The 25,162-nt window shown below is 44.2% G+C and carries 19 protein-coding genes and 1 pseudogene; 5 read left to right on the forward strand and 15 right to left on the reverse strand.

Features of this window, described 5'->3' with window-relative positions; genetic code table 11:
* The first annotated feature begins 46 nt into the window (after window positions 1-46).
* Window positions 47-2,257 carry an exodeoxyribonuclease V subunit alpha gene (recD, locus tag I3249_RS05660; RefSeq protein WP_238069024.1) on the forward strand — a complete coding sequence of 737 codons (2,211 nt, stop codon included), beginning with the start codon at window positions 47-49 and terminating at the stop codon, window positions 2,255-2,257.
* 105 nt (window positions 2,258-2,362) lie between these two features.
* On the opposite strand, the gene I3249_RS05665 is transcribed toward recD, so the two are convergent.
* Complete coding sequence (locus I3249_RS05665; RefSeq protein ID WP_057760160.1) at window positions 2,363-2,926, reverse strand: hypoxanthine-guanine phosphoribosyltransferase; 564 nt, start codon at window positions 2,924-2,926, stop codon at window positions 2,363-2,365.
* 102 nt (window positions 2,927-3,028) lie between these two features.
* The gene (locus tag I3249_RS05670; protein WP_238069025.1) at window positions 3,029-3,697 is read right to left on the reverse strand and encodes a hypothetical protein; all 669 of its coding nucleotides are present in this window, start codon (window positions 3,695-3,697) and stop codon (window positions 3,029-3,031) included.
* A 302-nt stretch (window positions 3,698-3,999) separates the two neighbouring features.
* Between I3249_RS05670 and I3249_RS05675 the strand changes: the two genes are divergently transcribed.
* The 3 genes from I3249_RS05675 to I3249_RS05685 all read left to right on the forward strand — a co-directional run bounded on the left by I3249_RS05675 (window position 4,000) and on the right by I3249_RS05685 (window position 7,199).
* Complete coding sequence (locus I3249_RS05675; protein WP_238069026.1) at window positions 4,000-5,682, forward strand: carbon starvation protein A; 1,683 nt, start codon at window positions 4,000-4,002, stop codon at window positions 5,680-5,682.
* 115 nt (window positions 5,683-5,797) lie between these two features.
* A complete protein-coding gene (locus I3249_RS05680; protein WP_238069028.1) occupies window positions 5,798-6,109 on the forward strand; it encodes a cory-CC-star protein in 312 nt (103 codons plus the stop codon).
* 73 nt (window positions 6,110-6,182) lie between these two features.
* A complete protein-coding gene (locus tag I3249_RS05685; RefSeq protein WP_238069030.1) occupies window positions 6,183-7,199 on the forward strand; it encodes an ArsA family ATPase in 1,017 nt (338 codons plus the stop codon).
* Between the two features lie 25 nt (window positions 7,200-7,224).
* Here I3249_RS05685 and I3249_RS05690 read toward each other — a convergent pair whose 3' ends face one another.
* From I3249_RS05690 to I3249_RS05700, 3 genes are all read right to left on the reverse strand, one after another.
* Entirely contained in the window at window positions 7,225-8,901 is a 1,677-nt protein-coding gene (locus I3249_RS05690; protein ID WP_238069032.1) for a DUF3482 domain-containing protein, read from the reverse strand.
* 157 nt (window positions 8,902-9,058) lie between these two features.
* Window positions 9,059-10,042, reverse strand: a complete 984-nt coding sequence (locus tag I3249_RS05695) for a sterol desaturase family protein (protein ID WP_238069034.1) — start codon at window positions 10,040-10,042, stop codon at window positions 9,059-9,061.
* A gap of 214 nt (window positions 10,043-10,256) precedes the next feature.
* Window positions 10,257-11,657, reverse strand: a complete 1,401-nt coding sequence (locus I3249_RS05700) for a DUF2868 domain-containing protein (RefSeq protein WP_238069035.1) — start codon at window positions 11,655-11,657, stop codon at window positions 10,257-10,259.
* Window positions 11,658-11,877: 220 nt separating this feature from the next.
* On the opposite strand from I3249_RS05700, the gene I3249_RS05705 reads away from it, so the two are divergent.
* Complete coding sequence (locus I3249_RS05705) at window positions 11,878-12,669, forward strand: SDR family oxidoreductase (protein ID WP_238069036.1); 792 nt, start codon at window positions 11,878-11,880, stop codon at window positions 12,667-12,669.
* 38 nt (window positions 12,670-12,707) lie between these two features.
* Here the strand turns inward: I3249_RS05705 and I3249_RS05710 are convergent, their stop codons facing one another.
* The 10 genes and pseudogenes from I3249_RS05710 to prpB form a co-directional block, all read right to left on the reverse strand.
* On the reverse strand, window positions 12,708-14,309 hold the full coding sequence (locus tag I3249_RS05710; protein WP_238069038.1) for a bifunctional 2-methylcitrate dehydratase/aconitate hydratase: 1,602 nt from the start codon (window positions 14,307-14,309) through the stop codon (window positions 12,708-12,710).
* Between the two features lie 144 nt (window positions 14,310-14,453).
* Window positions 14,454-15,080, reverse strand: a complete 627-nt coding sequence (locus tag I3249_RS05715) for a GNAT family N-acetyltransferase (RefSeq protein ID WP_238069040.1) — start codon at window positions 15,078-15,080, stop codon at window positions 14,454-14,456.
* A gap of 71 nt (window positions 15,081-15,151) precedes the next feature.
* Complete coding sequence (locus I3249_RS05720) at window positions 15,152-17,005, reverse strand: ABC transporter ATP-binding protein (RefSeq protein WP_238069042.1); 1,854 nt, start codon at window positions 17,003-17,005, stop codon at window positions 15,152-15,154.
* A 38-nt stretch (window positions 17,006-17,043) separates the two neighbouring features.
* The gene (gene prpF / locus I3249_RS05725; protein WP_346268579.1) at window positions 17,044-18,297 is read right to left on the reverse strand and encodes a 2-methylaconitate cis-trans isomerase PrpF; all 1,254 of its coding nucleotides are present in this window, start codon (window positions 18,295-18,297) and stop codon (window positions 17,044-17,046) included.
* A gap of 80 nt (window positions 18,298-18,377) precedes the next feature.
* Entirely contained in the window at window positions 18,378-18,638 is a 261-nt protein-coding gene (locus tag I3249_RS05730; RefSeq protein WP_037025847.1) for a Txe/YoeB family addiction module toxin, read from the reverse strand.
* A 113-nt stretch (window positions 18,639-18,751) separates the two neighbouring features.
* Window positions 18,752-19,000, reverse strand: a pseudogene (locus tag I3249_RS05735) (type II toxin-antitoxin system prevent-host-death family antitoxin); the annotation flags it as partial.
* 258 nt (window positions 19,001-19,258) lie between these two features.
* Window positions 19,259-21,892: a Fe/S-dependent 2-methylisocitrate dehydratase AcnD gene (gene acnD / locus I3249_RS05740; RefSeq protein ID WP_238069108.1), complete on the reverse strand. Its 2,634-nt coding sequence runs from the start codon at window positions 21,890-21,892 to the stop codon at window positions 19,259-19,261.
* 294 nt (window positions 21,893-22,186) lie between these two features.
* Window positions 22,187-23,314 carry a 2-methylcitrate synthase gene (gene prpC / locus I3249_RS05745; protein WP_238069044.1) on the reverse strand — a complete coding sequence of 376 codons (1,128 nt, stop codon included), beginning with the start codon at window positions 23,312-23,314 and terminating at the stop codon, window positions 22,187-22,189.
* A gap of 92 nt (window positions 23,315-23,406) precedes the next feature.
* Window positions 23,407-24,063, reverse strand: coding sequence for a DUF2059 domain-containing protein (locus I3249_RS05750; RefSeq protein ID WP_238069046.1), 657 nt, complete (start codon window positions 24,061-24,063; stop codon window positions 23,407-23,409).
* A 107-nt stretch (window positions 24,064-24,170) separates the two neighbouring features.
* On the reverse strand, window positions 24,171-25,064 hold the full coding sequence (gene prpB / locus I3249_RS05755) for a methylisocitrate lyase (RefSeq protein ID WP_238069048.1): 894 nt from the start codon (window positions 25,062-25,064) through the stop codon (window positions 24,171-24,173).
* Window positions 25,065-25,162: the final 98 nt, after the last annotated feature.

Raw genomic sequence — 25,162 nt, forward strand, 5'->3', positions numbered from 1 at the left:
AAAATTGTTATAGCAGTTAATCAGATTAATAAGAGATAAATATACAATGAGTAATGATAATAATAAAAGTAAGTCAGCCATTAGCTTACAAGAGAGCTGGGCCAGTAACATCAGCGATTATATTTTGCTGCGCCGTCAGCAAACACATGTAGCATATGACGCAACAGATGCAAAGATAAACGATGAAAATAGAAGAATAGGTAAGTCGGAAAACAATGACTTATTTACTGCTCTATTCGTTATTTTAGCGGCTCATTTGGAAGAGGGGCATACTGTATTAACTGTCGATACGGCCGATCATGAAGCTCCCATGCAAGGTCAGATTAATGGGGAAATAGTCACGTTATATGCATGGCAGCAGCAATTATTAGAGATACTAGCAACACCAATTTTTGCGCTGATTGATACTCAGATAAAAACGCAACTAGACACGCAACTAGACGATGACACTACAACGGAGACATCGCTATTTGTATTACTAGATACTTTGTTTGGTCAGCGAGATTACCTGTGGGCGCAGCTAGCACTTAGTAATCATGAAAAAGAGACGTTGATCAAACGTTTTGATGCGATAACTACGTTATATCAGCGCTTGAAAAATAGCGACTTAAATACTTTCGTCCATTCAATCCATGAGCATGCTTTATTTGCTAACGTTGAGGCGAATACTAATTATAACAACAATCAAAATAGCCTAAGCAAGGATAATCAACCAATTATTTATAACATCGCTAAGAATAAAAAGACTCAAGGTTCAAAAATCACATTTTGGCTACACCGCACATGGCAAGCAGAATTTAATTTAGCAAAAAATATCAACAATATCTTAAATCAGCAAGTAAGTCCTTTACAGATAGCAATACCTGAAAACCTTCATGAGCACCAAGTGAAGGCAATCAATGTCGCTAATAATAATGCGTTTAGTATTATTACTGGTGGTCCAGGCACAGGTAAAACATATACCGTGGCTCAATTGGTCATTGCGCTGCAGCAAGCGACAGAGAGTGGGGGGGATGGGGCTGAGTATATTCGATTCAGTACGGACAGTGCCAGTTTGGCATTGGCCGCACCGACGGGTAAGGCTGCCCAACGTATGCAAGAATCTCTACAGGCGGCTTTAGATGACGCAAATGTAGAGTTGCAGTTGCAAGAGGCAAAAACCATCCATCGTCTACTAGGTATCGGTCGAACGGGTAGACCGCGCTACGATGCCAACAACCCACTCGGTGAAGATATTATCATCGTTGATGAGGCATCTATGCTCGGAGTCGAGTTGGCCAATTACCTTGTGAGCGCTGTAAAGCCAGGTGCTAGGCTGATATTATTAGGCGATGCTAATCAGTTAGCAGCCGTCGATGCAGGAGCAGTATTGGCTGATCTATGCCGTATTCCACTACTGCAACCAATACACGCAGAGCTAACAGAGAGCCGCCGATTTAGCGCCGAGTCAGGTATCGGTAAACTGGCCACTCAAATCAATAAAGCAGAGACAAATCTTCAAGCTATTTGGCAATTATTAAGGCAAGACGCTGCTTTGAGTTTTCAATATGTTAATACGTTACAAGCAGAGTCCATATCAAATAACAAGATAAAAAATAGCCTAAGCAAAGGAAAAATTATTTTAAAAACCTCAAGTAATTACCGATCATACATAAATAAAATTAGAAGTTTACTAGAAAATCCAATAGAAAAATCCGTGCCAGAATCAGTTAAAAGTACTACCTCTTCGTTAATGGAGGTATTTAATCAATTTAGAATTTTGACCGCTGGCCACAATGGTGAATGGGGCGACCACTATATCAATAACTACCTCACTCAATGGCATCTTGCTGAGTTAAAGTTACCATTGGGTCAAAACACATGGTTCCATGGACGTCCTGTTATGGTTTTACAAAATAACTATGAGCTTGGGCTATTTAATGGGGATATTGGTTTCTGCTTACAAATATCAGATGAAAGAAGCCAATTAGAGGTATTCTTTGAAAATAAGACACAAGGGATAGCTGTTAATTTGCTAAATGAAGAGGTGATAGCCACGGCGTATGCAATGACTATTCATAAGTCGCAAGGATCCGAATTTGATCATGTTGCTATTACTTTTGATAACAGCCATGCACGGTTACTGAGCAAAGAGCTTATCTATACGGCAGTGACTCGTGCTAAGAAGCAGGTAACGATATATAGTACCAAGCACGCCTTAGAAAAAGCAGTTCAGACACCAACTGAGCGGCATACTGGTTTGGCATTACAGTTTTAACGATTCATTCAAGTTGTTGTCGACGCAATAAGTCAGCGCAATAAAAAAGCATCCAAATTGGATGCTTTTTTAGGACTTAACTATTTTAATCAATTAAGTCTAGAATTAAACTTTGTCTTCTTTGATTGCATAGATACCTGGCAGGTGACGCAAGTAACCATGGAAATCCATACCACAACCGTAAACATAGCGATCTGCAACATCAATACCCACAAAATCTACGTCAAAATCTGCAACTTTGCGATCATGTTGCTTGTTAAGCAAGACACAAGACTCAAGTGATAGAGGCTTTTCTTTGCTTAATTCTTCAACAACTGCTTTTAGGGTAATACCTTCGTCAAAGATGTCGTCAATCAACAATACGTGCTCACCTTCGATACTAACATCAGGCTTGAATTTCCAATCAAGCTCATTAGTACCTTCGTTATCACGATAACGAGTCGCATGAATATAGTGCATGCGATGGTAGAACGTAAGATGTGTCAGTAGTTGACCAGCTGGGATCAATCCGCCGTTCATCACGACCATAACAATTGGGTTTAGACCAGCATAGTGTAGATTGAGCTGAGCGGCCAAACGCTCATAAGCAGCAGCTACTTCGATACTGCTAATAAGGCACTCTGAGTTGCGTAAGGTTTTTTCAATTTCTTGGTTACTGATTTGGGTCATCGGGTGCGCCTTTGGTAAAAAGTGCCGCTTATTTTAGCAAATTTTAGTGAATTTGCCCAACGTCATATGACTTTTGGGACAAAATTAATCCAACTTTTGGGGTTATTCTGGCTTTTCTATAATAAATGGACGGTAATAATTGGCCAATCTATTCAATGAGTCATTTGGTAGGTCAGGTAATAGCTTATTAAGTGCCATACTCATGCCTTTATCAATTGCCGATTTGGCAACTGGAACTGACTTACGTTTGATCATGCCTAGCTTTAATGTCTCGGCATAACGACTGATAAAGTGGGTCAATGTTTCTTCGTTCATGGTTTCAAGTGCCGTTTTAAATTTGGCTCTATCTACATGCTCAGGCGTGATAGCAGCAAACCCTTCAGTGATTGTATTCGCATCTTTTTCTGATAGTTTAAAGCCGACACGTTTAACGCCTTCGTTATCAATAAAGGTTGCGTGATCTCTTAGAAAATGAAAACTTGGTAATACGTCTTTGTTGTTTTCTTTACCTAGTAAGATATTGAGTAGAGTGTCTGTCGCGCGTTCAATCGTTCCAACAATTTTACGCATAGAAGCTTGGCGCTCAGGGTTAGGAATAATATCTACCAAACCAACCAATAAATTATCAGTAAGATCACGCGCTGTCTGATGCGTAAGAGCATCGCGATAAGGGTAGTACTCTACATTCTCATTTGAAGCAACGACTTGTTCGGCCTCACTGATTAAAGCTTTTAGTTTATCTGAGGGTACGAATCCAAAATAATGTGCCATTGCACTTCCTTTATTTGTTGTTTTTTATGTCTTACTTGCGTTACATTTATCACCAAATCGGTTATTATTCAAACAAAGTTTTAGTCTCAGGCTCATCAAACCAAATGCTGATTAGTGAAATGCCCTAGTTATAAGATAAATGACTTTGTTGATTGGTAATAATTTTGCAAATTGCTAGAATTTACCTAAACGATAGATGAGCTGAGTCACTCATCGCACACTAATTTAGCATATTTTTCATATTTTAATTCAAAAAGCTTGAACTTATAAGGCTATTGACTACTTGTCTAGGGAGAGATGAGATGAATAGTGCTATTGTACTACTATTCGCCGTTGCCGCTATGCTCTGCGGCTACGTATTTTATTCAAAATTTATCGCCACCAAAATTTTAGCATTGGACAACAGCCGTCCTACACCCGCACATACGATGAAAGATGGGATCGATTATGTCCCTACCAATAAGTATGTATTGTGGGGGCATCACTTCACGTCAGTGGCAGGGGCTGCACCAATTATCGGTCCTGCCATTGCAGTCATTTGGGGCTGGGTGCCTGCCATTATTTGGGTAGTGGTAGGTACTATCTTTATGGCTGGCGTACATGATATGTCTGCTATTTGGGCAAGTATGCGTAATAGAGGTCAGTCGATTGGCTCTATTGCTGGTACTGTCATGGGCACACGTGTCCGCAGCTTGATGATGGTTGTTATCTTCTTATTACTACTGATGGTCAATGCTGTATTTGGTGTAGCTATTGCCAATATGATGATCAAGACGCCATCTGCGGTATTGCCAGTTTGGGGTGCCTTAGTGGTTGCCTTTATCATCGGGCAGTGTATCTATCGCTACAATATGAATTTGGTCTGGGTGTCCATTATCGGGGTAACTGCCTTGTACGGGCTTATCTATCTCGGCCCTATGTTCCCGATTGTGTTACCTGAAACCGTGATGGGCTTGCCTGATAACGCAGTATGGATCTTGATCTTGTTCGCCTATGCGGCGATTGCGTCGTTGTTGCCCGTATGGATGCTGCTTCAACCTCGTGATTATATTAATGGCTTACAGTTATTTGTCGGTTTGATTTTATTATATGCTGCTATTTTTATTGGCACGCCTAATATTGTCGCGCCAGCCGTTAACACTGCATTGCCAGCCGATACACCGTCACTGCTGCCATTGTTGTTTGTGACAATTGCTTGTGGTGCCATATCAGGTTTCCATGGTTTGGTCGCCACAGGGACTACCTCTAAGCAGATTGATAAAGAAGAAGACGTTCGTTTCGTTGGTTACTTCGGTGCATTGGGTGAGGGTATGCTAGCACTTGGGGCAATCCTTGCAGCAACCGCAGGTTTTGCGACTCTTGGTGATTGGCAAGCGGTCTATCAAAAATTTGGTGATGGCTCTATCGGTGCGTTCATCGATGGCGGTGCGACCATCTTGAATGCAGGCGTTGGTATCGATATGGTGCTATCACAGACCATGCTTACAGTAATGGCTGCATTGTTTGCTGGTACGACGATGGATACTGGCGTACGTTTACAACGTTATATCTTCCAAGAATTTGGTGAATTTTATAATTTACCCGTATTGAATAAGAGTGTCGTTGCAACGTTACTTGCTGTCGGAAGCTGTTTGTTATTAGCGTTCGGTGCTGGTGGTATCGATGGTGCTGGTGGTATGATTATTTGGCCGCTATTTGGTACGACCAATCAGTTAATGGCCGCCTTAACCTTAATGATCGTTACCATCATCTTATTACGTAAGGGCAAGCCAGTTTGGTACACCTTAGCACCATTGTCGTTCTTGTTGGTTATGACTGTCTTTGCACTATTGATTCAGCTCAAAACCTTCTTTGCTGATGGTAATTGGCTACTTATTATTATGGACATTATTATCTTAATCGCAACTATTTTAGTGACGTTTGAGAGTTTGTCTGTACTACGTAAAGAGTGGTCATTACATAAAGGCAAAAGCGGTGAGGTTTAAACATTAACCCATATTAAGTATCTGTTTAATAAAAAACGCTAGCAGCAATTGCTGGCGTTTTTTGTATCAGATAGGCATGATAGATCATAAGAATTAAGTAAAATATGAGTACATTATGGAAAATGAAAACACATCGAATGATATAGAAAACCTTCAACCACTAGAGAGCACTCAACCATGGTGGCAACGGTTTAAGAGTGGATTAAATGAGTTTTATCATGCGCCTTATCGTCAGACGATGGCACGCGCGGCACGTGATGAAGAAGATTTTTTTATGTTGCTTATGTTTGCTGAGAGCTTGGGAATTGATAATCCCGCCAGCTTTTATACATTAGAGTTGCAACCATTATTTTTAGAGAACTTTCATGAGTGGCATACACGTATGGGAATGGATAGATGTCCATTTGACCACGTCGGCTGCTGCTAACAGTAGTGGATTGACTATATAAAAAAGTAGCTAAGCATTTATTAGATAATGAGACAAAATACGAGATAATGATATGGCATTACACCCTTTACATGGATTGGTAGAGCAGTTAGAGACACAACCGATTATATTTATCGGCGGCAAAGGCGGTGTAGGGAAGACCACCACTGCAGCAGCCCTAGCCAGCTACTATGCAAGCCAGCAGCAAAAAACCTTAATTGTCTCAACCGATCCAGCACATAGTTTGGGTGATGTATTAAATGTAAGACTCAATAATGATAAAACGGTAATATCACCTTATCTAGATGCTATTGAGTTAAATCCTGATGTGATTGTCGATGAGCACTTCGCTCAAGTCGAAAATACGATTAAAGCTTATGCCAACCCAGATATGATGCCAAAAATTCGTGAGCATCTGAGGCTATCTAAGTCGGCACCTGGCGCTCAAGAAGCCGCGATGCTCGAATCCATGTGTCACCATTTAGTCGAAGCGGCAGATGCTGGGTATGAACACATCATCTTTGATACCGCACCGACAGGTCATACTTTGCGATTATTGGTATTACCAGAAATGATGGGGGCATGGACGGATGGGCTGCTTGCACAGCAGCGACGACAGGCCAAACTACGTTCGGTGGCGACGCATTTGGACAGTCACAATCAGAAAAACAGCACGCAAAAGAACGACGTAGCCAATCCGTTTGCAGCCAAAAAATCAGATCGCTGGGAGCAAGCTGTCTCAGTATTAGAAAGACGTAAACAGCTGTTTCGCCAAGCAGGGTTGCTACTACATGACCGTACACAAACAGCGATTGTGTTGGTGATGACCGCTGATGTTTTACCATTGGCTGAGACCAAGCGAGCTATCGAGCAATTAGAAGATAGTAAGCTCATGCCAGCAGCAATCGTCATCAATCAGCTGATATCAACTGCGCAGTCGGATGAGTTTTGGCGACGCCGCGCTGAGCGTCAGCAGCATCTACTGCAGGATATCGAACAAAGCTTTACCAAGTACCCGCTGTATCCGATTTACCTGCAACAGACGGATGTACGTGGTACTGATGCATTGAGTGCGTTGTTAAGTGTATAAAGTGCATAGATAGTTCGCTGGTAATTTATGACTCACGCTTATACGACTGTAGTTTACCTGACAGCGACCATGCCATGTCTGTGCGTAATAACTGAGCTTGTTCGGACTTGCCGCTGCTAAGCGACGACCATTGTGGTTTACCACGCGCTTTTTTGAGCTCACTTGGTAGTTTGTGTGCTGGCCATACCGTAATTGGATTATTGTCTTCATCTGCATGGTCACTGTCGTCAGTTAACGACGTTCCAAGACTACTGTTTTCGCTCTTATATAATAACTGAGTGGCATCTGTAGCAGCATGACCACGATGACGTAAGGCCGTAAGTAAGTCTAATGCTCGTGTTGCTAATAGCGTCAATGTTGCAGGATCAATATATAAGCGTTTTACCCCAGTAATCCTATCGGCAATACTGCTGGTGTTTGATAGTAATCCACCAGCGATACCACCTATGGCGGCACCCAATCCCAATGTCGTACCTAGGGCTGCGGCATCGATACCTAGTCCTAGAAGCGCACCAGCTGCTGCACCAGAAGTGGTACGAATACCATAGCTTTTGAGAAGTTCAGGGTCGAAAGGGTCTTGTTGATAGGCTTGTAATTCAAGCGGCGTTGCTGCGACGGCATTGTCATAAAACTTATAAAGGTTAAGTAAGTTGTGCTGCATCGCACGCTCACTTTGCCTAACCGCTTCTTGCATTTGCTGTAACACAGGAAGTGGGTCGTCATCTTCATTGATCTCGCGTACGAAGGCGGCGACATTCAACAAAAAATCAGCGATGATAATATTGGCCTCGTCATACAGCTTCGCCCAATCCTCAGTCCGTCGTTGCATCAACTGCTCAAGCATCTCAGAGTGGGTGAGCATGGTTGCTAGGTTTTTCCATAGGCGCATTTCATCTTCAAACTCAAACGCGACCGAATCGAAACGCGTTGAGATATGCAGATTGCGTCTTGCCAGCATCGTCTGCCAGTCGTCGATATTGGCATTCTGGCTGTCTGTAAAATTAAAAACAGGCATGACAGGAATCGCAGCCCAAGACAAAATAGCTAGCTCGTCTTTATATTTACCCAATACAGGCTCACGAGCATCTACCACGTAAATGGCCATATCACTTGTCAGCAGCTGACGAATTACTTTGGATTCTTGACTATAATCATAGGGCAACTCGTAGTTGTCTGCACCTTGAGCAACATCCGCCGCCAAAAACTGCTGTAAGCGTTCAATACCATCACGGCGACTGGCAGTGTTGTCCTCTAGCCAGTCCATAAGCCCTGAAGCATCTTCCAGACCAGGTGTGTCGTATAATGCCACTAGCACCTCACCAGTTCGACTGTCTGTCAGCTGTGCTTGCTCAACGTGACGTGTGGTTGCAGCTTCGTTTTTGACTTCACCAAAATATACGTCTCGCAATAACGTGCGCAGTATAGAGGTTTTACCCGTATTGGTATGACCGACAACGGCTAATTTGAGCGGTTCACCACTGGCGATGGTTTTCTTTGTTACCCTTGACACTGGTGCTGTCGTTGCTGATGCTTCGGTTGATACAGGTTGATTATCCTGAGTAGCTATTGACTGAGCTACTGTGTATTTTGATGTGTTGTCTGAAGGATGATTTGAGACATCAGAAGTTGGCTCATAAGCTTTGTCCGCAAAGAGACCTGCAGGCTTATTATTTTCATGATTATTTTTATTGTCATTATTCATAGTAACGTCTTATATTTATTGATGACCGAAATACATAGTAGCCATTTATTGTAAAACAAATCTGACTGGGTATCGGTTATGAATGCGTATTGTCATATCATAAATCGTAGGCTAAGCGAGATTGACACCGTATCCAATTTATAGAGAATTGACTATATTAGACAGCACTTGGTGGACGCAGCAGTACCTTTAGCTTTTTCTTTAACCCTTTGGCACGAAAGAACCGCTGCCACATACGGTAAAAGACCCCAAATATTAGGCTAATGATATTATCGTGGCTGGCTTCACCAACGGCACCGTATTTAACGGGATTGTTGACGGTATCTTCTTCTACATAAGTGCCGAACCAGCGGTCAAAAATAATGAGAACGCCGCCGTAATTTTGGTCAATGTATTCGTCGTTGGTGCCATGATGGGCGCGGTGATTGGATGGGGTATCAAAGACATACTCAACCCATTTGGGAAATTTCCCCACGGTTTCGGTATGGATAAAGAATTGATAAATCAAATCTAACGCATAAAAGAAGAATACCCAGACTGGATGAACCCCTAGCATCATCAGCGGAACAAAAAACAACCACCAACCCGTTACAGAGTACAGCAGGCTTTGACGCATGGCGGTGGATAGATTCATATGATCATCTGAATGATGCACGACATGTGCTGACCAAAACCAATTCATACGGTGTGACGCACGATGGAACCAGTAATAGCTAAACTCAACCGCGACGAATATAGGTATGGCGGTAAGCCATGTCACCTCAATAGTAAATAAGCGATATTGATATAACCATAAGCAGATAGGTATGACGATAAGCGCTTGGACAATCAATTCAAACCCTAGATAAGAGCCGCCCAAACTAAAATTGGTCATCGCACGGCGCCAACTAAAGCTTTTACTATTGCCACGCTTGGACTGATACAGCCATTCTGCTAAAAATAACAAGAAAAATGGGCCACCAGCCAGCGGTAGCAGCCACTCCTGCCAATACGCAGGTAGAATGCTTGCCAGCATTGGCTGCCACGACTCTGGCGCAGCCGTTAAGATACTTTGGTTTAACGCATCTCGGTAACCATCCAATAGTTGACCATACTGACCTAGGGTCATAAGGGGGCTGTCTAAAGAGATATCTGCTGCCATCTTGGGCTCCTAGCCACTATAAAACATCCTTGTCATCTTGATATAACGTCACAGCTATCAAAATATATCTTAACAACTGTTATATCAATAAGTCTTTAAGCCTGTCTGAGGTTATAGATCTATAATATTTATTTATTGTATATCATGCGAGTCATAATGATAAGTTCATATATGAAAAATAGATTGCAAGTAATAGATTAAAAATTAGAATGTATTAAGCATCTATATCAACCAAGCCAATTTTTCGTGCAGAGAGCGCTGTTTGCCATTGCTTATAGCGAACTGCTTGTTTGTCTAATGGCTCATCATCGGTACGTGCATCAGTCAAGCTAGCCGCAGAGTTGGTATCGCTAAGCAGCTGTACAATAAGCCCATCTTTGGCGTGAGTAGCGATTTGATCGATTTTTCGTAGCGTACCGCGGTCGGGCAGTGCGTTGCTATGAATGCCAAGTAAGACCTGTACAGGATGCGCATCTAAGTAGTTTTTAAGCCGTGCCATATCATCACGGTCATCAACGATGCCAAAATCCTCAACTTCGCTTGATTGTTCAAAACCATGGTTGCTGCCATCAAGCCCTGACTGCCACCATTCGTCCTGATTTGCAGGGTATTCAAGCAGCGCAACTAACTTTTTGCCCATACTGACCGTCGCTTTTGGGGCGATAGGGGCTAGCGCTTCTATAAAGTCATCAGCATCTACCACGTGCCGCTGCCAAAAGTTTAGGATTTTTTGATAATACGGCTGTTTGATATCCAAACGCATTTTTTTGCGGCGGAACATCAATGCACAAAACGCCCATGCTATCGCTCTAGGTACAATGCCGTACATCAGCAAGCTACCAATCAGTAATCCTGCCCACTGCCGTGCAACAGACAGCGGCATCGCTTCGGTGACAAGCCTGCTCTGTGCGATCGCTGTACTGTCTGGCACACCAAACCCTACCATACTCGGTAGCCATCCTAATACTTGAGTCAAGCTCACCAGCGCCTGATCAGAGAGTAAGGTTGACTCCCAGCTAAAGCTATACTGACGTACAATCAGCAAAAATATAATTGCAAGCAGCATACCGGTCAATGTCGCAAGCCACAACTGATGGCTAAACCGCCCCAAATACCAACGCATACCGCTGTGCTGCAACTGGCGTTCATACAGATCGACAGCCGCTTTGGTCACATCGTCTTTACCGCGTATGAGATAACTTGGACTGACAAAGCTCGCAAACCAGCTGGGCGATTGCTGATCTCGATTGACAAGTGTCATGAAAAGCCAGCCGCCAAGCATAATGGTATGAAAACCAAGTAGACAGACCAACACATAAAAGAAATTCACAACATTAGACTGCAATAGCGTGAATAACCCCAAAAACCCTGAGATACACCACACCACGCTCATAACGATCATAATGCCTTTTATACGACCGTCAATCTTGCCTAGCACACGCGCAAGCGCCCCGTTACTATCTATACGTGATGCCCGTCGATGCAGCTTTTGAATAGGCGTACCGTCCTCGCCCTGTAGCTTTTCCGTGATTAATAACGGGTCAGTGGCAAAGACGTGCTGATCGGTCTCTAAAGCACGTACCAGCTCGGTCAGTTGATCTTGGGGTGATAGCATAATGCGATAATATCCGTATGAAGGCGTCAATATAATAAATAGGAAGCAAAAAATGCGCGTTCTAATCGTTATAGATTATTGTAGCGTATATAGAATGAGGATGACTTGTATTATTTTTATCATAGTAAACGCTTATAAAGTCAGCCAAAATGAATAAATGAAACCCAATCGTGTCAAAAAGCGTATCAAAGAGACATATCAAAAAAAAGGAAGGTGGCGTATGAATAACGAAATGAATAATAAAACCTATCTTATCATCGGCGGAACAGGCGGCATTGGTCAAGCCATGGTGCAACAGCTAATACAAGGAGCGACTGCTAATCAAACGGACAGTCAATCTAATCAAAGCCATCGCACACAAGTCTTCGCCACTTATCATCGCAATGAGCCAAACATTGAAGCAGAAAACCTGCACTGGCTCCCGATGAACGTCAGTGATGAGGACAGCATTAAAAAAGCTGCCGATACCATCAAACAGACAGTCGGTCACGTGGATTGGGTAATCAACTGTGTAGGACTATTACATACAGCGACAGCGCAGCCAGAAAAGGCCTTGCGACAGATGGAAACGGAGTTCTTTTTGCAAAACATGCAAATCAATGCGCTAGCCAGTTTGCTGATAGCCAAACATATCAAACCATTGCTCGCCAAGGCTAATCGCAGCGCCAATCATCCTGCTGTTTTTGTGACCGTATCAGCCCGCGTCGGTAGCATCACTGATAATCAGCTAGGTGGCTGGTATAGCTATAGAATAAGCAAGGCGGCGCTCAATATGGGCATGAAAAACTTAAGTATTGAATGGGGCAGATCACTTAAAGATGTATGCGTGGTGGTTATGCAACCAGGCACCGTGAATACTCAGTTGTCTGCACCATTTCAAGGCAATGTCGCTGAAGGACATCTATTCTCGCCAGCGTATAGCGCAGAGTGCTTATTGGAGGTGCTCTCAGGTATGACTGCTAGCCAGTCAGGCAGTTTTGTCGATTGGGCAGGAGAGTCAATACCTTGGTAGCCGTTAAACTGACGCTAGCGTACTAGTAAGCCATCAATCTAATACGCTTCAAACAGCGACATAAACTCATTCACAGGCGTCTGCTCCAGCCTTTCTTGATCGTCGCATAACCCAACGATCTGCTGACAACGGCTGTCGACAAAGCGAGTTGCCAGACTGGCACGGAACTTTGCCTCTAATACAGGAATGCCTTCGGCGCGGCGGCGTTTATGACCGATAGGATATTCAACAGCCACTTTTTCTGTACTGCTGCCATCGTTAAAAAATACTTGAATGGCATTGGCAATAGAGCGCTTGCTTGGGTCATGATAGTCTTTTGAAGACTTCGCGTTTTCTTCTACAACCATCTTGCTGCGTAGCTCATCGATTGATAAATGCTGTTCGTGATAGTCATCCTCGTAGTTCTCTGCCATCAGATCGCCTGTCAACAACGGCACAGCCACCATATACTGCAAACAGTGGTCACGATCGGCTGGATTGTCAAGCGTGCCTTCTTTAGAAATGATGCGAATCGCTGAGTCATGGGTAGTTAGGACAATTCTCTCGATATCGTCAATTCTGCCTTTGATGTGTGGGTGTAGAATCACCGCGGCTTCACAAGCAGTTTGCGCATGAAACTCAGCCGGAAAGCTTATTTTAAATAAGATGTTTTCCATCACGTAACTACCAAAATCCCGCTGGAATTTAAAGCGACGATCGTCTTCAGGCTTTGTCGCTAGATCCTTATTGGTATGGCTAAATAGCACATCATAGAATCCCCACTGCGGTGCGGTTAATGCGCCAGGGACACCCATTTCACCACGCGCTGTTATATCTACCAGACGTACCGCACGACTGGTCGCATCACCTGCTGCCCATGATTTTCGGCTGCCAGCATTGGGTGCATGACGATAGGTGCGCAGTGCCTGACCATCGACGATAGCTTGTGAGATGGCTGCCATGATGCGCTCACGTGGCAGCTGATAAAGTTTTGCGACGACGGCTGTTGATGCTAACTTGACCAAAAACACATGATCAAGACCCACACGGTTGAATGAGTTTTCGAGTGCCAGTACACCTTGTATCTCATGCGCCATGATCATAGCCTCAAGCACTGCTCTCATGGTCAGTGGTGATTGACCTTGGCTGATATTTTTTTGACTAATATAGTCGGCGACCGCCAAGATACCACCCAAGTTATCAGAAGGATGGCCCCATTCAGCAGCAAGCCACGTATCGTTATAGTCAAGCCAGCGCACCATACAGCCAATGTCAAAAGCAGCTTTGATGGGGTCTAGTCTATATGAAGTGCCAGGCACGCGAGCGCCATTCGGCGTTATTTGATCGGCGCAAATGGGACCCAAATGCTTGGTGCATTCAGGGAAGCGCAGCGCAAGTAAGCCACAGCCTATGGTATCCATCAGACAGTGGCGTGCGGTATTCCACGCATCAGCAGGGTTTGGTGATTGATCGTCTATTGAGTAATTGAGAACGTAATCGGCAATTTTTTGAATTTCATCGTCGTATTCTGGACGGACGTTGCTCTCTACCGTCGCATCGTTTGTATTTGAATTGGCTTTATTTGAATGATTATCTAAGTGATTATCTAAGTGATTATCTAAGTGATTATCTAAGTGATTATCTAAGTGATTATTTAACATGGTTGTTACCTCTTCCTGAGTGTGCTACTTCCTTGACGGATTATCTCAGCCATCCTTTTAAAGGAATCATCATTTAAAAGTAGCATACTCAATATGGAACAACCAATTTGAATTATGTTAAGAATTAAGATGTTAGTAGCGAATCTAAATCATTAAGTACAACAGACCTAAAACAAACAAAGCGGCCATGATAAACAGCAGGAAACTTAAAACTTTGGTCGTGGTTGACGCAGTGTCCGTGCTCTCTTTTTTAATTTTGTTTTTCTTAGCAACGTATAGCACCATTTTTACATGCTCGATATTGTCCTCGAGGTAGTGCTCGCCTTCAGGCACAAAACCTAATGACTCATAAAAACTCAGTAAGTAAACCTGTGCTGAGATGATAATCGGACGCTTTTTACCATACTTTTTGCGGCACTGTGCAATAGCCTGATTCATCATCTGCCGTGCTAGGCCATCACCTCTATGCTCCGATAGCACAAGCACTCTACCGATAGCAGGCATCGCAGTGTGGTTGGTCTTAATGGTAGGGTCAGCAACCGATAGATTGGATTTTAGCTTATTAAACTCAGGTGGAATGATACGACAATAGCCCACCAATGCTGCATTTTGATGAGCGATTAGGTGCAAGCAATCAAAATCAACTTCATCCATATCTTGATAGGCACAGTTTTGTTCGACGACAAACACTTGCGAGCGCGCCTTTAGGATATGGTAAAGATCAACTGAGGTCAGCTCGTCAAAGGTTTTTAGAGAAAATTCACAATTCATAATAGTCTAGCTTCTGGCGATAGGCGGTAAAATAGAGGCATTATAACGATTTAAGTACGTATTAACCATTCCTAACCGTTTAGGGTCTGGCTGATTTTGTCTAAGTTTAGGCTATCAGACATAGCGCTAAAGATTTCAAAATATTTGCCGCGTTGGGCATAGAGTGCCTCGTGCGTACCTGTCTCAACCACTTCGCCATTTTCTATCACCACCAGATCGTCGGCATCGATAATTTGAGCGATATTATGCGAGACCATAATGACGGTACGGTCTTTTTTGATCAGATCGAGGCTTTTTTTGACCTGCTGACTGGCGATAGCATCTAGACTGGCTGTCGGCTCGTCTAAAAACACAATAGGCGGGTCTTTTAAAAACATCCTTGCCAGCGCGATACGCTGCTGTTGACCACCTGATAAGGATTTGGCAGTACTCTCATAGCCATCAGCTAACCCTATGATCTGCTCGTGGATAGAGGCTTTTTTTGCAGCCACGATGATGTCATCTTCGCTAGCATTCATATCGCCATAACGGATGTTTTCACTAATCGTACCCGAAAAAATATGATTACTCTGTAGGACTAGGCCGATGCGCTGACGCAACTCATGGGTATCACAGTCAGCCAAATCATGCCCATCTAGGCAAATCGTGCCAGCGTCTGGGGCATAGAACTTGACTAATAGATTGATAATCGTGCTCTTGCCTGCGCCAGAAAGGCCAACCAACGCGGTGATACGATTAGGCTTGATAGTAAAGCTGACGTTTTTTAGCGCTTGCGTGCCATTAGGATAGGTAAAATCAACGTTTTTAAGCTCGATATGGCCCTTTAGGTTTTCGCTACTGATGCCATCGATGTTTTCGACTTGTTTATCGTCTTCTAAAATATCGAAAAAACCTTCGGCATAGGTCAATGCATTATTAATCTGGTCGTAGATGCGGTGTAATTGACGGATAGGAGCGGCGACATTTTGAAATAGCATGACATGAAACAAAATCATGCCAATGGTCATCTCACCTTGTAGCACAAAATAAGCGGTGAGCAGGATGATAACCACCACACCAATCTGCTCGATAAAGGTTTTGATGGCATCATAAATAAAGCCAATACTACGAATGCGTAGCTGATTGTCGGTCATTTCCTTTTGAATGGCTAAGTGCTTCTCAGCCTCGATGGACTCACGGACAAAGGATTTCACCACGCTGATCGAATTAATCAAAGAGATCACCAAACCGCTTTTTGCTTCTCTATAGCCGCGCATCTGCCGACGAAAACCTTGTAGACGCTGCGCTTGTTTTTGACTGATAAAAAAGTAAATGGGTATGATAATAAGACCGACCATGCCCACCCAAAAATTGGTCGAAAACATGATAATAAGTGCCACAATTGCATTGGCAAATAGCGGTAGCATGTCGATAAAGAAGTTTTGCACGAGGCTGGTTAAGCTGCTGACCCCATAATCAATACGGGTTTGCAACTTGCCGCTGTCGTTTTCGCTACTGGTATAAAATGCCATCCGATAGGTCAAGATGCGCTCAATGATTTTTTGCGATAAATCACGTGATAGATTGATACGAATCTTTTCGCCGAAGAAGCGTTGCCCAAACGAGATGAATATCGACAATATCTCTTTGGTTAAGAGTACCGCACTGATAATGGTCAGCATGCGCACGCCAGCTTCCCAAGGCTCAGCGAGGGTAGCGATTTCGGTCAAGGTATCAACGGCATAGCGCAGCACAAAGGCATTAACTTGCGCGGTAAAGGAGCCTAGAGCAGTCAGCGCTAAGGTGGCGATGATAAGCAAGCGATAAGGCGCGGCAAATACCGCCAGTTTTTTGAGGATATCCCACAGTAGTGCCCGCCGTTCTTTCTTTTCGACTGGCGGTTTTTTGTCTAATTGCACACGGCGTGGCTGGGGAGATGTTGGCATAAAACTCTATCGCAAATTGAAATAAGCCATGGCTACGCTTAAAATGCATCCGCTGGCACAAAAACTTCACCAACCATAATACGCCTTGCTGAGCGGCTCATCGACACTTTTTTGGCTTGCCAGCGCCCATCGACCAGTTCGGTTTTTCCGCCGACGAGCAATGTGCCTGATGGGTGGCCAAAACGCACCTCTGTCAGCTCGCCAGCGCCTGCTGCTTGATTGACGAGCGTGCCTTGTGTGGTTGCTGCAGCGGCAATAGCGACGGCTGCTGTACCCATCATGGCGTGATGCAGTTGACCCATACTCATGGCACGTACCACTAAATCAATCTCACTTGCATCGACCGACTTACCACTAGAGGCGGTATAGCTCTGTGCTGCGCCAACCCAAGCGACTTTAGGAATGTGTTGGCTGGTCTGTGCCTCGCTCACGTCTTTAAATAATCCCATCGCAACACCGCCTGTGGCACGGATTTTCTCAAGTTTAGCAAGTAGCTCACCGTCGCTATTGATGTCGCCTTGTAATTCAGTACCGGTAAAACCTAAATCTTCTGCTTTCATAAAGATGGTTGGGATACCTGCGCTGATAAAAGTGGCTTTGACGCTATCAGATTTTAGACCACAATCTGACACATCAAAATCATCGACTAAGTTGCCAGTAGGGAACATGTCGCTGGTCGCATCTACAGGATCGATAAACTCAATTTTGACTTCAGCCGCTGGGAAGGTCACACCGTCCAATTCAAAGTCGCCCGTTTCTTGAACTTGTATTTTGTTTTTTTCATCTAAATAGACAGGCACATGGGCAATAATCGTCTTACCGATATTTTCTTGCCAAATGCGTACTTCACAAATACCGCTATCTGCATTGTCATCGATACTATTAGCAATTTTGTCGGCATCGACCAAACCCATATTAATGGCACAGGCACCAACGGCTGCGGTTAAGTTGCCACAGTTACCCGCCCAGTCAATCATTGGTTTGGCGATATTAACTTGTCCAAACAGATAATTCACATCATGATCTGAGCTAGACGAGGCCGATAAAATAACCGTTTTTGACGTACTAGAGCTACCATTGCCCAAACCATCAATCTGCTTGCCATAAGGATCTGGACTACCGATGACCCGTAATAGGAAGTTATCACGTGACTCGCCAGCGACTTGGCAACGCTCAGGTAAATCAGATAATTTAAAGAATGTCCCCTTTGAGGTACCACCGCGCATATAGGTAGCAGGAACGGATATTTGCGGGGCGAAAGAGGCTTTTGATTTAGTATTGGTTTGGGCCACTGTATTAAGTCCTTTTTATATTGTTATAAGATTGGGTATGGTGTCATCAGAAAGTAAATATAAACGCCTAAAAACGCTCGTTAATAATGATAGCGACAAGAAATAATCGTCAGATAGTTATCATCGACGGCATATACCAACCGATTGGCGTCATCGATGCGTCTTGACCAAAAGCCAGATAGGTTTTCTTTTAGGGGTTCAGGTTTGCCAATGCCTTCAAACGGATTTCGCTTACATTCGGTGATGAGTTTGTTAATACGTTTGAGTGTCTTCTTATCTTGCGTTTGCCAGTACAGGTAGTCTTTCCACGCAGCATCTGTCCATGCTAGTTGTTCACTCATTATCAGACCCTTTGCATTGATTAAAGCCTTTGAGTTCAAGCACTTTCAATATCGCCATCCGTATGCTCATTATTATCGCTGCTACCATCACCTTTATCACTATCTTCTACCGTATCTATTAGCTCACCCGTAACAGTCTTGCCAGCTTTATATTGGGCAATAGAGTCCGCTAAGTGCGCCGCATTGGCAGGAGATTTTAATAGATAGACGGTTTCCATCAGGCTATTGTAATAATCAAGCGACATAACGACCGCATCATCAGCGTCACGGCGGGTCACGATAGTGGCGTTGGCATCATCATTTACCATGTCTAGAACGGACTTTAAGTGCTTTCTGGCTTCTGAAAAACTAACGACTCTCATGGCTTATTCCTCTCACGACATACTTCATAACTTGTACAATATATCGTACATATTACGCTATTGGTGAAGCAAACTCAACATTTAGCTATTTTTCAACATTAAGATATAAGTAAGAAAGCTCAGTGTGTAGCGTGCAAACCATTTTTTGAACTAAGCTTTAACATTAGCAAATAAAAGCCGATGTCATATAAACAAGTTATACAACATCGGCGACTTTTATACTTTGCTACTTATCACACTAAAAACTACAGGATAGCCTTAGACAATATCGAGCGTACCTTCGATAAACTCTTTAGCAAAGCGTTGTAGCATACCGCCAGCGTTGTACATTTTTACTTCATCAGCCGTATCTAAGCGGCAGATAATAGGCGTCTCAGTGGTACTACCATCGGCACGATGAATCACTAGGGTCATCAACCCGCCAGCAGAGACTTCACCTGTGACATCAAAGGTTTCTGTACCATCGATATCTAACGTATGGCGAGTCGTGCCTTCCTCAAACTGTAAAGGCAGCGCGCCCATACCCACTAAGTTTTGACGATGAATACGCTCAAAGTCTTCAGCAACGACGGCTTCTACGCCAGCGAGACGCACGCCTTTGGCAGCCCAGTCACGGCTTGAGCCTTGACCATAGCCATCACCTGCGATGATGATAAGCGGCTGCTCACGGTTCATGTAGGTCTCAATCGCTTCCCACATGCGCATGACTTGACCTTCTGGTTCGACGCGCGCCAGTGAGCCTTGGACAACTTCGCCATCTTCATCGCGTACCATTTCGTTCAATAGCTTAGGGTTGGCAAAGGTGGCACGTTGCGCGGTTAAATGGTCGCCGCGATGGGTCGCGTATGAGTTGTAATCTTCAGCAGGCAAGCCCATAGTATCTAAGTACTCGCCAGCTGCTGATGAACCAAGAATGGCGTTTGATGGTGACATATGATCGGTTGTGATGTTATCACCAAGGACTGCAAGCGGACGTAGGCCTGTCAGTTTATTTTTCTTGGCCATTTTGCCTTCCCAGTACGGCGGACGGCGAATATAGGTCGTCATTTCACGCCAGTCATATAATGGGCTTAGTGCCTTACCTGTGTCTTTTTTGGCTTCATCAAACATTGGAATATATACCGCATTGAACTGCTCAGGCTTAACAGCAGAAGCAACAATGGCATCCACTTCTTCGTCATCAAACCAGATGTCTTTTAGATAGACATCATTGCCGTCTTGGTCTTTACCCAACGAGTCTTTTTCAATATCAAAACGAATATTACCAGCGATGGCATAAGCGATAACCAGTGGCGGCGATGCTAAAAATGCTTGCTTGGCATACGGATGGATACGACCGTCAAAGTTACGGTTACCAGATAGCACTGCCGTGGTGAACAAATCATTGTCGATGATTTCTTGCTCGATGTCAGGGTCAAGTGCACCGCTCATACCGTTACATGTCGTACAGGCAAAGCCTACTACATCAAAACCGATTTCTTGTAGCTCTGGCATTAGACCTGCTTCTTCTAAATACATTTTGACCGTTTTTGAGCCGGGTGCGAGTGATGACTTAACCCACGGTTTGCGCAATAGTCCTTTGGCATTCGCGTTACGGGCGACAAGACCTGCGGCAACCATGTTGCGAGGGTTTGAGGTATTGGTACAGCTGGTAATCGCCGCGATAATCACTGCGCCATCTGGCATGAGACCATCTTTTCGTTCAGGGAGTTTTTGATCAGGCGCGTGGGCGATGCCTTTGGCCACCAAATCATCGGTAGATACACGGGCATGGGGACGCGACGGGCCTGCCATGTTACGACCGACTGATGACAAATCAAACTCAAGGACGCGTGCGTATTCGGCTTTTTCCATGCCGTCAGCCCATAGGCCAGTTTGCTTGGCATACTGCTCAACCAATTTAATCTGTTCCTCAGAACGCCCCGTCAGACGTAGATAGTCAATGGTTTGCTCATCGATATAGAACATCGCAGCAGTTGCGCCATATTCAGGCGTCATATTGGAGATAGAGGCGCGGTCACCGACACTTAGCTGGCGTGCACCGTCACCAAAGAATTCAATATAGGTAGAGACCACACCTGCATCACGTAAAAATTCCGTCATCGCCAGTACGAGATCCGTACCAGTGATGCCTTTTTGCAGTTTGCCTGTTAATTTAACACCAACGTAATCAGGTAGGCGCATATAGGATGGGTTACCTAGCATGACGCTTTCGGCTTCTAGACCGCCAACACCGATTGAGATCACACCTAGTGCATCGACCATCGGCGTATGGCTATCCGTACCGACCAACGTATCGGCAAACGCGACTTCTTCACCCGCTTTATTGTGTACGACTTGTACGACAGGTGACATTTTCTCTAGGTTAATCTGATGCATGATGCCGTTACCAGGCGGTACGACGTTCACATTATCAAAGGCATACTGACACCAGTTAATAAAATGAAAACGGTCATCGTTGCGGCGCTCTTCAATCGCGCGGTTCTTCTCAAAAGCGTTTTCTTCAAAGCCTGCGTGCTCAACGGCCAATGAATGGTCAACGATAAGCTGAGTTGGCACGATAGGGTTTACCTTAGACGGATCACCGCCTTGCTCAGCGATGGCATCACGTAGGCCTGCCAAATCAACAAAGGCCGTCTGACCCAAAATGTCATGACAAACCACGCGGGCAGGGTACCAAGGAAAGTCTAGATCTTGCTTGCCTTCGATATGCTGCTTTAGCGCATCGGTTAACTCTTCTGGTGGGCAACGGCGTACTAGGTTTTCACACAATACTTTTGAGCAAAATGGTAGCTTGTCATACGCGCCAGCTTCGATACTCTCGACAGCCTCGCGGGTGTCAAAGTAATAAAGATCAGTACCGGGAAGTGGCTTTTTGAATTTTTCGTTCATTGGTTGTACTAGGGCGTTGTCCATAAGTCACCTTTGGCTGTTGGCTAATTATAATAAGTAGTTAAGCGTTGATATTGGGTAAAAATTCATTCCTTTAGCAAAATCATCGTTCGTTATCATAGGCTTTGCTAAAGAAGCGATATCGAAAATTAAAAGGGCGTGGTCTATAAAAAAGATAGCGTATGACGATTAAACCTAAAAAAATAACAAGGCTCAATCATCATAGTTGTATCAGCTAACGGCAATGCTAGCTGATAGTAAGTACGTAACAATAGCTACTTAAAAGAAATCAACTTAACGCGCGCTCATCTCTGGTACTGGGCGCAGATCTTCACCTGTATATTCTGCACTTGGGCGAATGATACGGTTATTGGCACGTTGCTCAAACACGTGAGCAGCCCAACCTGTCAAGCGTGAACAGACAAAGATAGGGGTGAATAGCTTGGTCGGGATACCCATGAAGTGATAGGCTGATGCATGGAAAAAGTCAGCATTACAGAATAGCTTCTTCTCACGCCACATGACTTCTTCACAGCGTACTGATACTGGGTACAACACTTCATCACCAACATCAGCAGCTAGCTTCTCAGCCCAACCCTTAATCACAACGTTACGCGGGTCTGACTCGCTATAGATCGCATGACCAAAGCCCATGATTTTGTCTTTACGAGCCAGCATACCCATCATTTCTTCTTCAGCTTCATCAGGTGAGCTAAAGCCTTCAATCATATCCATCGCCGCTTCATTCGCTCCACCATGCAATGGACCGCGTAGTGAACCGATGGCACCAGTGATACAAGAATGAATGTCAGATAAGGTAGATGCACACACACGAGCGGTAAAGGTCGAAGCATTGAACTCATGCTCTGCATAAAGGATAAGCGAGACGTTCATTACTTTTTCGTGTAGCTCGTTTGGTTTTTCGCCTTTGAGCAAATGTAAGAAATGTCCGCCAATAGTGGCATCATCTGTATCGGTCTCGATACGTACATTGTCGTGGGTAAAACGATACCAATAATTGATAATCGATGGGAAGGCCGCTAGCATACGGTCAGTTTGATCGTTTTGCTGAGCAAAATCAGTTTCGGTCTCAAGGTTGCCAAGCATAGAGCAGCCAGTACGTAGCACATCCATTGGATGCGCGTCGGCTGGGATACGTTCAAGTACGTCTTTTAATGCTTGTGGTAGGCCGCGTAAGCTTTTGAGTTTGGCTTGATAGGCATCAAGCTCACTTTGAGTAGGCAAGTTGCCGTATAGCAGCAAATACGCCACTTCTTCAAAAATACATTTATCTGCCAGCTCTGATACATCATAACCGCGATAGGTCAGACCAGAGCCTGATTTGCCAACGGTAGATAGAGAGGTTTTACCAGCGACTTGTCCACGTAGACCTGCGCCTGAAAGTTCTTTTTGTGCTGCCATGTTTACATTCCTTTTGTTGGTAGCTTTTTTGAGTGAAAACGATGTTTCTGATAATAAATTTATTGGTTAATGACTATAGCGCCAGTTTAGCGTTACGCAGGCTGTTCAGGCTGTGGACCGTCTAAATCGACGTTACAACGCTCAAATTCAGCTTCAATGGGGCCATTTAAGACTTCCATTGCGCTGCCTTCGCCTTCTGCATTATTGATCTTCATATACTTGGCACCCAGTGGTGACTCCATAAATGTCTGAATCTCTGTCATTTCTTCTGGAGTAGGGTCAGCCATTGGCGTTGCGACTTCTTCGCCATTCATGACACGCAATTGCTCATTGCCAAAAGCAAGCAGTTTTTTACCTACATCCGACGTATAAAAGTCATCTAACTCTTTTAACTCCGCATCGGTAAACTGACTCTTATAAAAACGATCGACTTCCGCTTTACCCAATTCTTTGTCTCGTGACTCAAGGCAGCTGACTTGCTCTTCACTGAGCGCGCCGCTATTGATAATTGGTGCAAACAATAGGCTGTTGACGGTATCTAACGTAATCGTCGTCATGATCAAGTCATTTTGAGCATCAGTCTCTGATGGCGCAGTTTCGCTTTCGCTAACCACAGTCTCGCTCGTATCACTGGTAGTATCGTCGACGTTTTCTGGTGTTTTATCACAGCCTGTCATGAATAACAGCGCCGCAAGCGTGCTACTAAGTAGTGAGGATTTGACAACCGTATGAGCAGTAGAAAATGGCATAAATAACCTAAAGGTAAATGAAGACGGGTTTTGAAACGATAAACCACACAGAGGTGGTTTATCGTTTCGGCGTTGCTAATTGCTAATTGCTAATTATTAGTCGTTAACTACTTATTATCAGCAAATAGCTTGTCTAGTGTCTGCTCAAACTCATGATAGTTCAAGAAATCATAGAGCTCCATACGGGTCTGCATAGTATCGACGACTTTGTCTTGCGTGCCATCATCTAATAAATGCTGATAAACGTTCAATGCTGCTTTGTTCATAGCGCGGAAAGCGGATAGTGGATATAGCACCATCTCGACACCCACACTATACAACTGGTCAGTGGTATATAGATCTGTCTGACCAAACTCTGTCATGTTTGCCAGTACTGGAATGTCGAGTACATCAGTGAACTTACGATACATCTCGATATCGGTCAGCGCTTCTGCAAAGATCATATCTGCGCCCGCTTCTTGAAAGGCGACGGCACGTTCAACAGCAGCGTCCAAACCTTCTACTGATAGGGCATCTGTACGAGCCATCACCACAAAATCAGGATCAGTCTTGGCATCTAGTGCTGCTTTTAGGCGATCAACCATCTCTGAGATACTAACGATTTCTTTGTTAGGGCGATGGCCACAACGTTTTTGTGCCACTTGGTCTTCGATATGTACCGCCGCGACGCCTGCTTTTTCCATTTTTCTGATGGTTTGAGCGATGTTGAACGCGCCACCAAAGCCAGTATCGATATCAACCAATAATGGTGTATCAACGGCATCGGTGATACGGCGAGCATCTTCTAGTACGTTATCAAGGCTGGTCATACCTAGATCAGGCAAACCAAACGAGGCATTGGCCACGCCAGCACCAGAGAGATACAACGCTTGATGACCAACTTGGGTGGCCATCATCGCTGTATAGGCATTGATAGCGCCTGCAATCTGTAATGGCTGGTTATTATCATTTTTTTGAGTGAGAGCACTGCGAAAGCGTCCGCCTGCTGAAGATGAAGTCATCTGATTGTCCTTACATGGAGGGAAAATATTCTAATTGTTGTAGCTGATTATACTCAATTATTCATGCCTGAAAAGTTTGGGTTCTTGATTGGTATTTA

The sequence above is a fragment of the Psychrobacter sp. Ps1 genome (genome assembly GCF_022129425.1).
GTDB lineage: Bacteria > Pseudomonadota > Gammaproteobacteria > Pseudomonadales > Moraxellaceae > Psychrobacter.

Bases quoted from the DNA above. Each gene is read 5' to 3' on its own strand.
- I3249_RS05685 (WP_238069030.1), top strand. From the start codon at position 6,183: ATGGCATTACACCCTTTACATGGATTGGTAGAGCAGTTAGAGACACAA.
- prpC (WP_238069044.1), bottom strand. From the start codon at position 23,314: ATGGCAGCACAAAAAGAACTTTCAGGCGCAGGTCTACGTGGACAAGTC.
- I3249_RS05695 (WP_238069034.1), bottom strand. From the start codon at position 10,042: ATGGCAGCAGATATCTCTTTAGACAGCCCCCTTATGACCCTAGGTCAG.
- I3249_RS05670 (WP_238069025.1), bottom strand. From the start codon at position 3,697: ATGGCACATTATTTTGGATTCGTACCCTCAGATAAACTAAAAGCTTTA.
- I3249_RS05720 (WP_238069042.1), bottom strand. From the start codon at position 17,005: ATGCCAACATCTCCCCAGCCACGCCGTGTGCAATTAGACAAAAAACCG.
- prpB (WP_238069048.1), bottom strand. From the start codon at position 25,064: ATGACTTCATCTTCAGCAGGCGGACGCTTTCGCAGTGCTCTCACTCAA.
- acnD (WP_238069108.1), bottom strand. From the start codon at position 21,892: ATGAACGAAAAATTCAAAAAGCCACTTCCCGGTACTGATCTTTATTAC.
- I3249_RS05680 (WP_238069028.1), top strand. From the start codon at position 5,798: ATGGAAAATGAAAACACATCGAATGATATAGAAAACCTTCAACCACTA.
- I3249_RS05700 (WP_238069035.1), bottom strand. From the start codon at position 11,657: ATGCTATCACCCCAAGATCAACTGACCGAGCTGGTACGTGCTTTAGAG.
- I3249_RS05750 (WP_238069046.1), bottom strand. From the start codon at position 24,063: ATGCCATTTTCTACTGCTCATACGGTTGTCAAATCCTCACTACTTAGT.
- I3249_RS05675 (WP_238069026.1), top strand. From the start codon at position 4,000: ATGAATAGTGCTATTGTACTACTATTCGCCGTTGCCGCTATGCTCTGC.
- I3249_RS05715 (WP_238069040.1), bottom strand. From the start codon at position 15,080: ATGAATTGTGAATTTTCTCTAAAAACCTTTGACGAGCTGACCTCAGTT.
- I3249_RS05705 (WP_238069036.1), top strand. From the start codon at position 11,878: ATGAATAACGAAATGAATAATAAAACCTATCTTATCATCGGCGGAACA.
- I3249_RS05665 (WP_057760160.1), bottom strand. From the start codon at position 2,926: ATGACCCAAATCAGTAACCAAGAAATTGAAAAAACCTTACGCAACTCA.
- recD (WP_238069024.1), top strand. From the start codon at position 47: ATGAGTAATGATAATAATAAAAGTAAGTCAGCCATTAGCTTACAAGAG.
- I3249_RS05690 (WP_238069032.1), bottom strand. From the start codon at position 8,901: ATGAATAATGACAATAAAAATAATCATGAAAATAATAAGCCTGCAGGT.
- I3249_RS05710 (WP_238069038.1), bottom strand. From the start codon at position 14,309: ATGTTAAATAATCACTTAGATAATCACTTAGATAATCACTTAGATAAT.
- I3249_RS05730 (WP_037025847.1), bottom strand. From the start codon at position 18,638: ATGAGTGAACAACTAGCATGGACAGATGCTGCGTGGAAAGACTACCTG.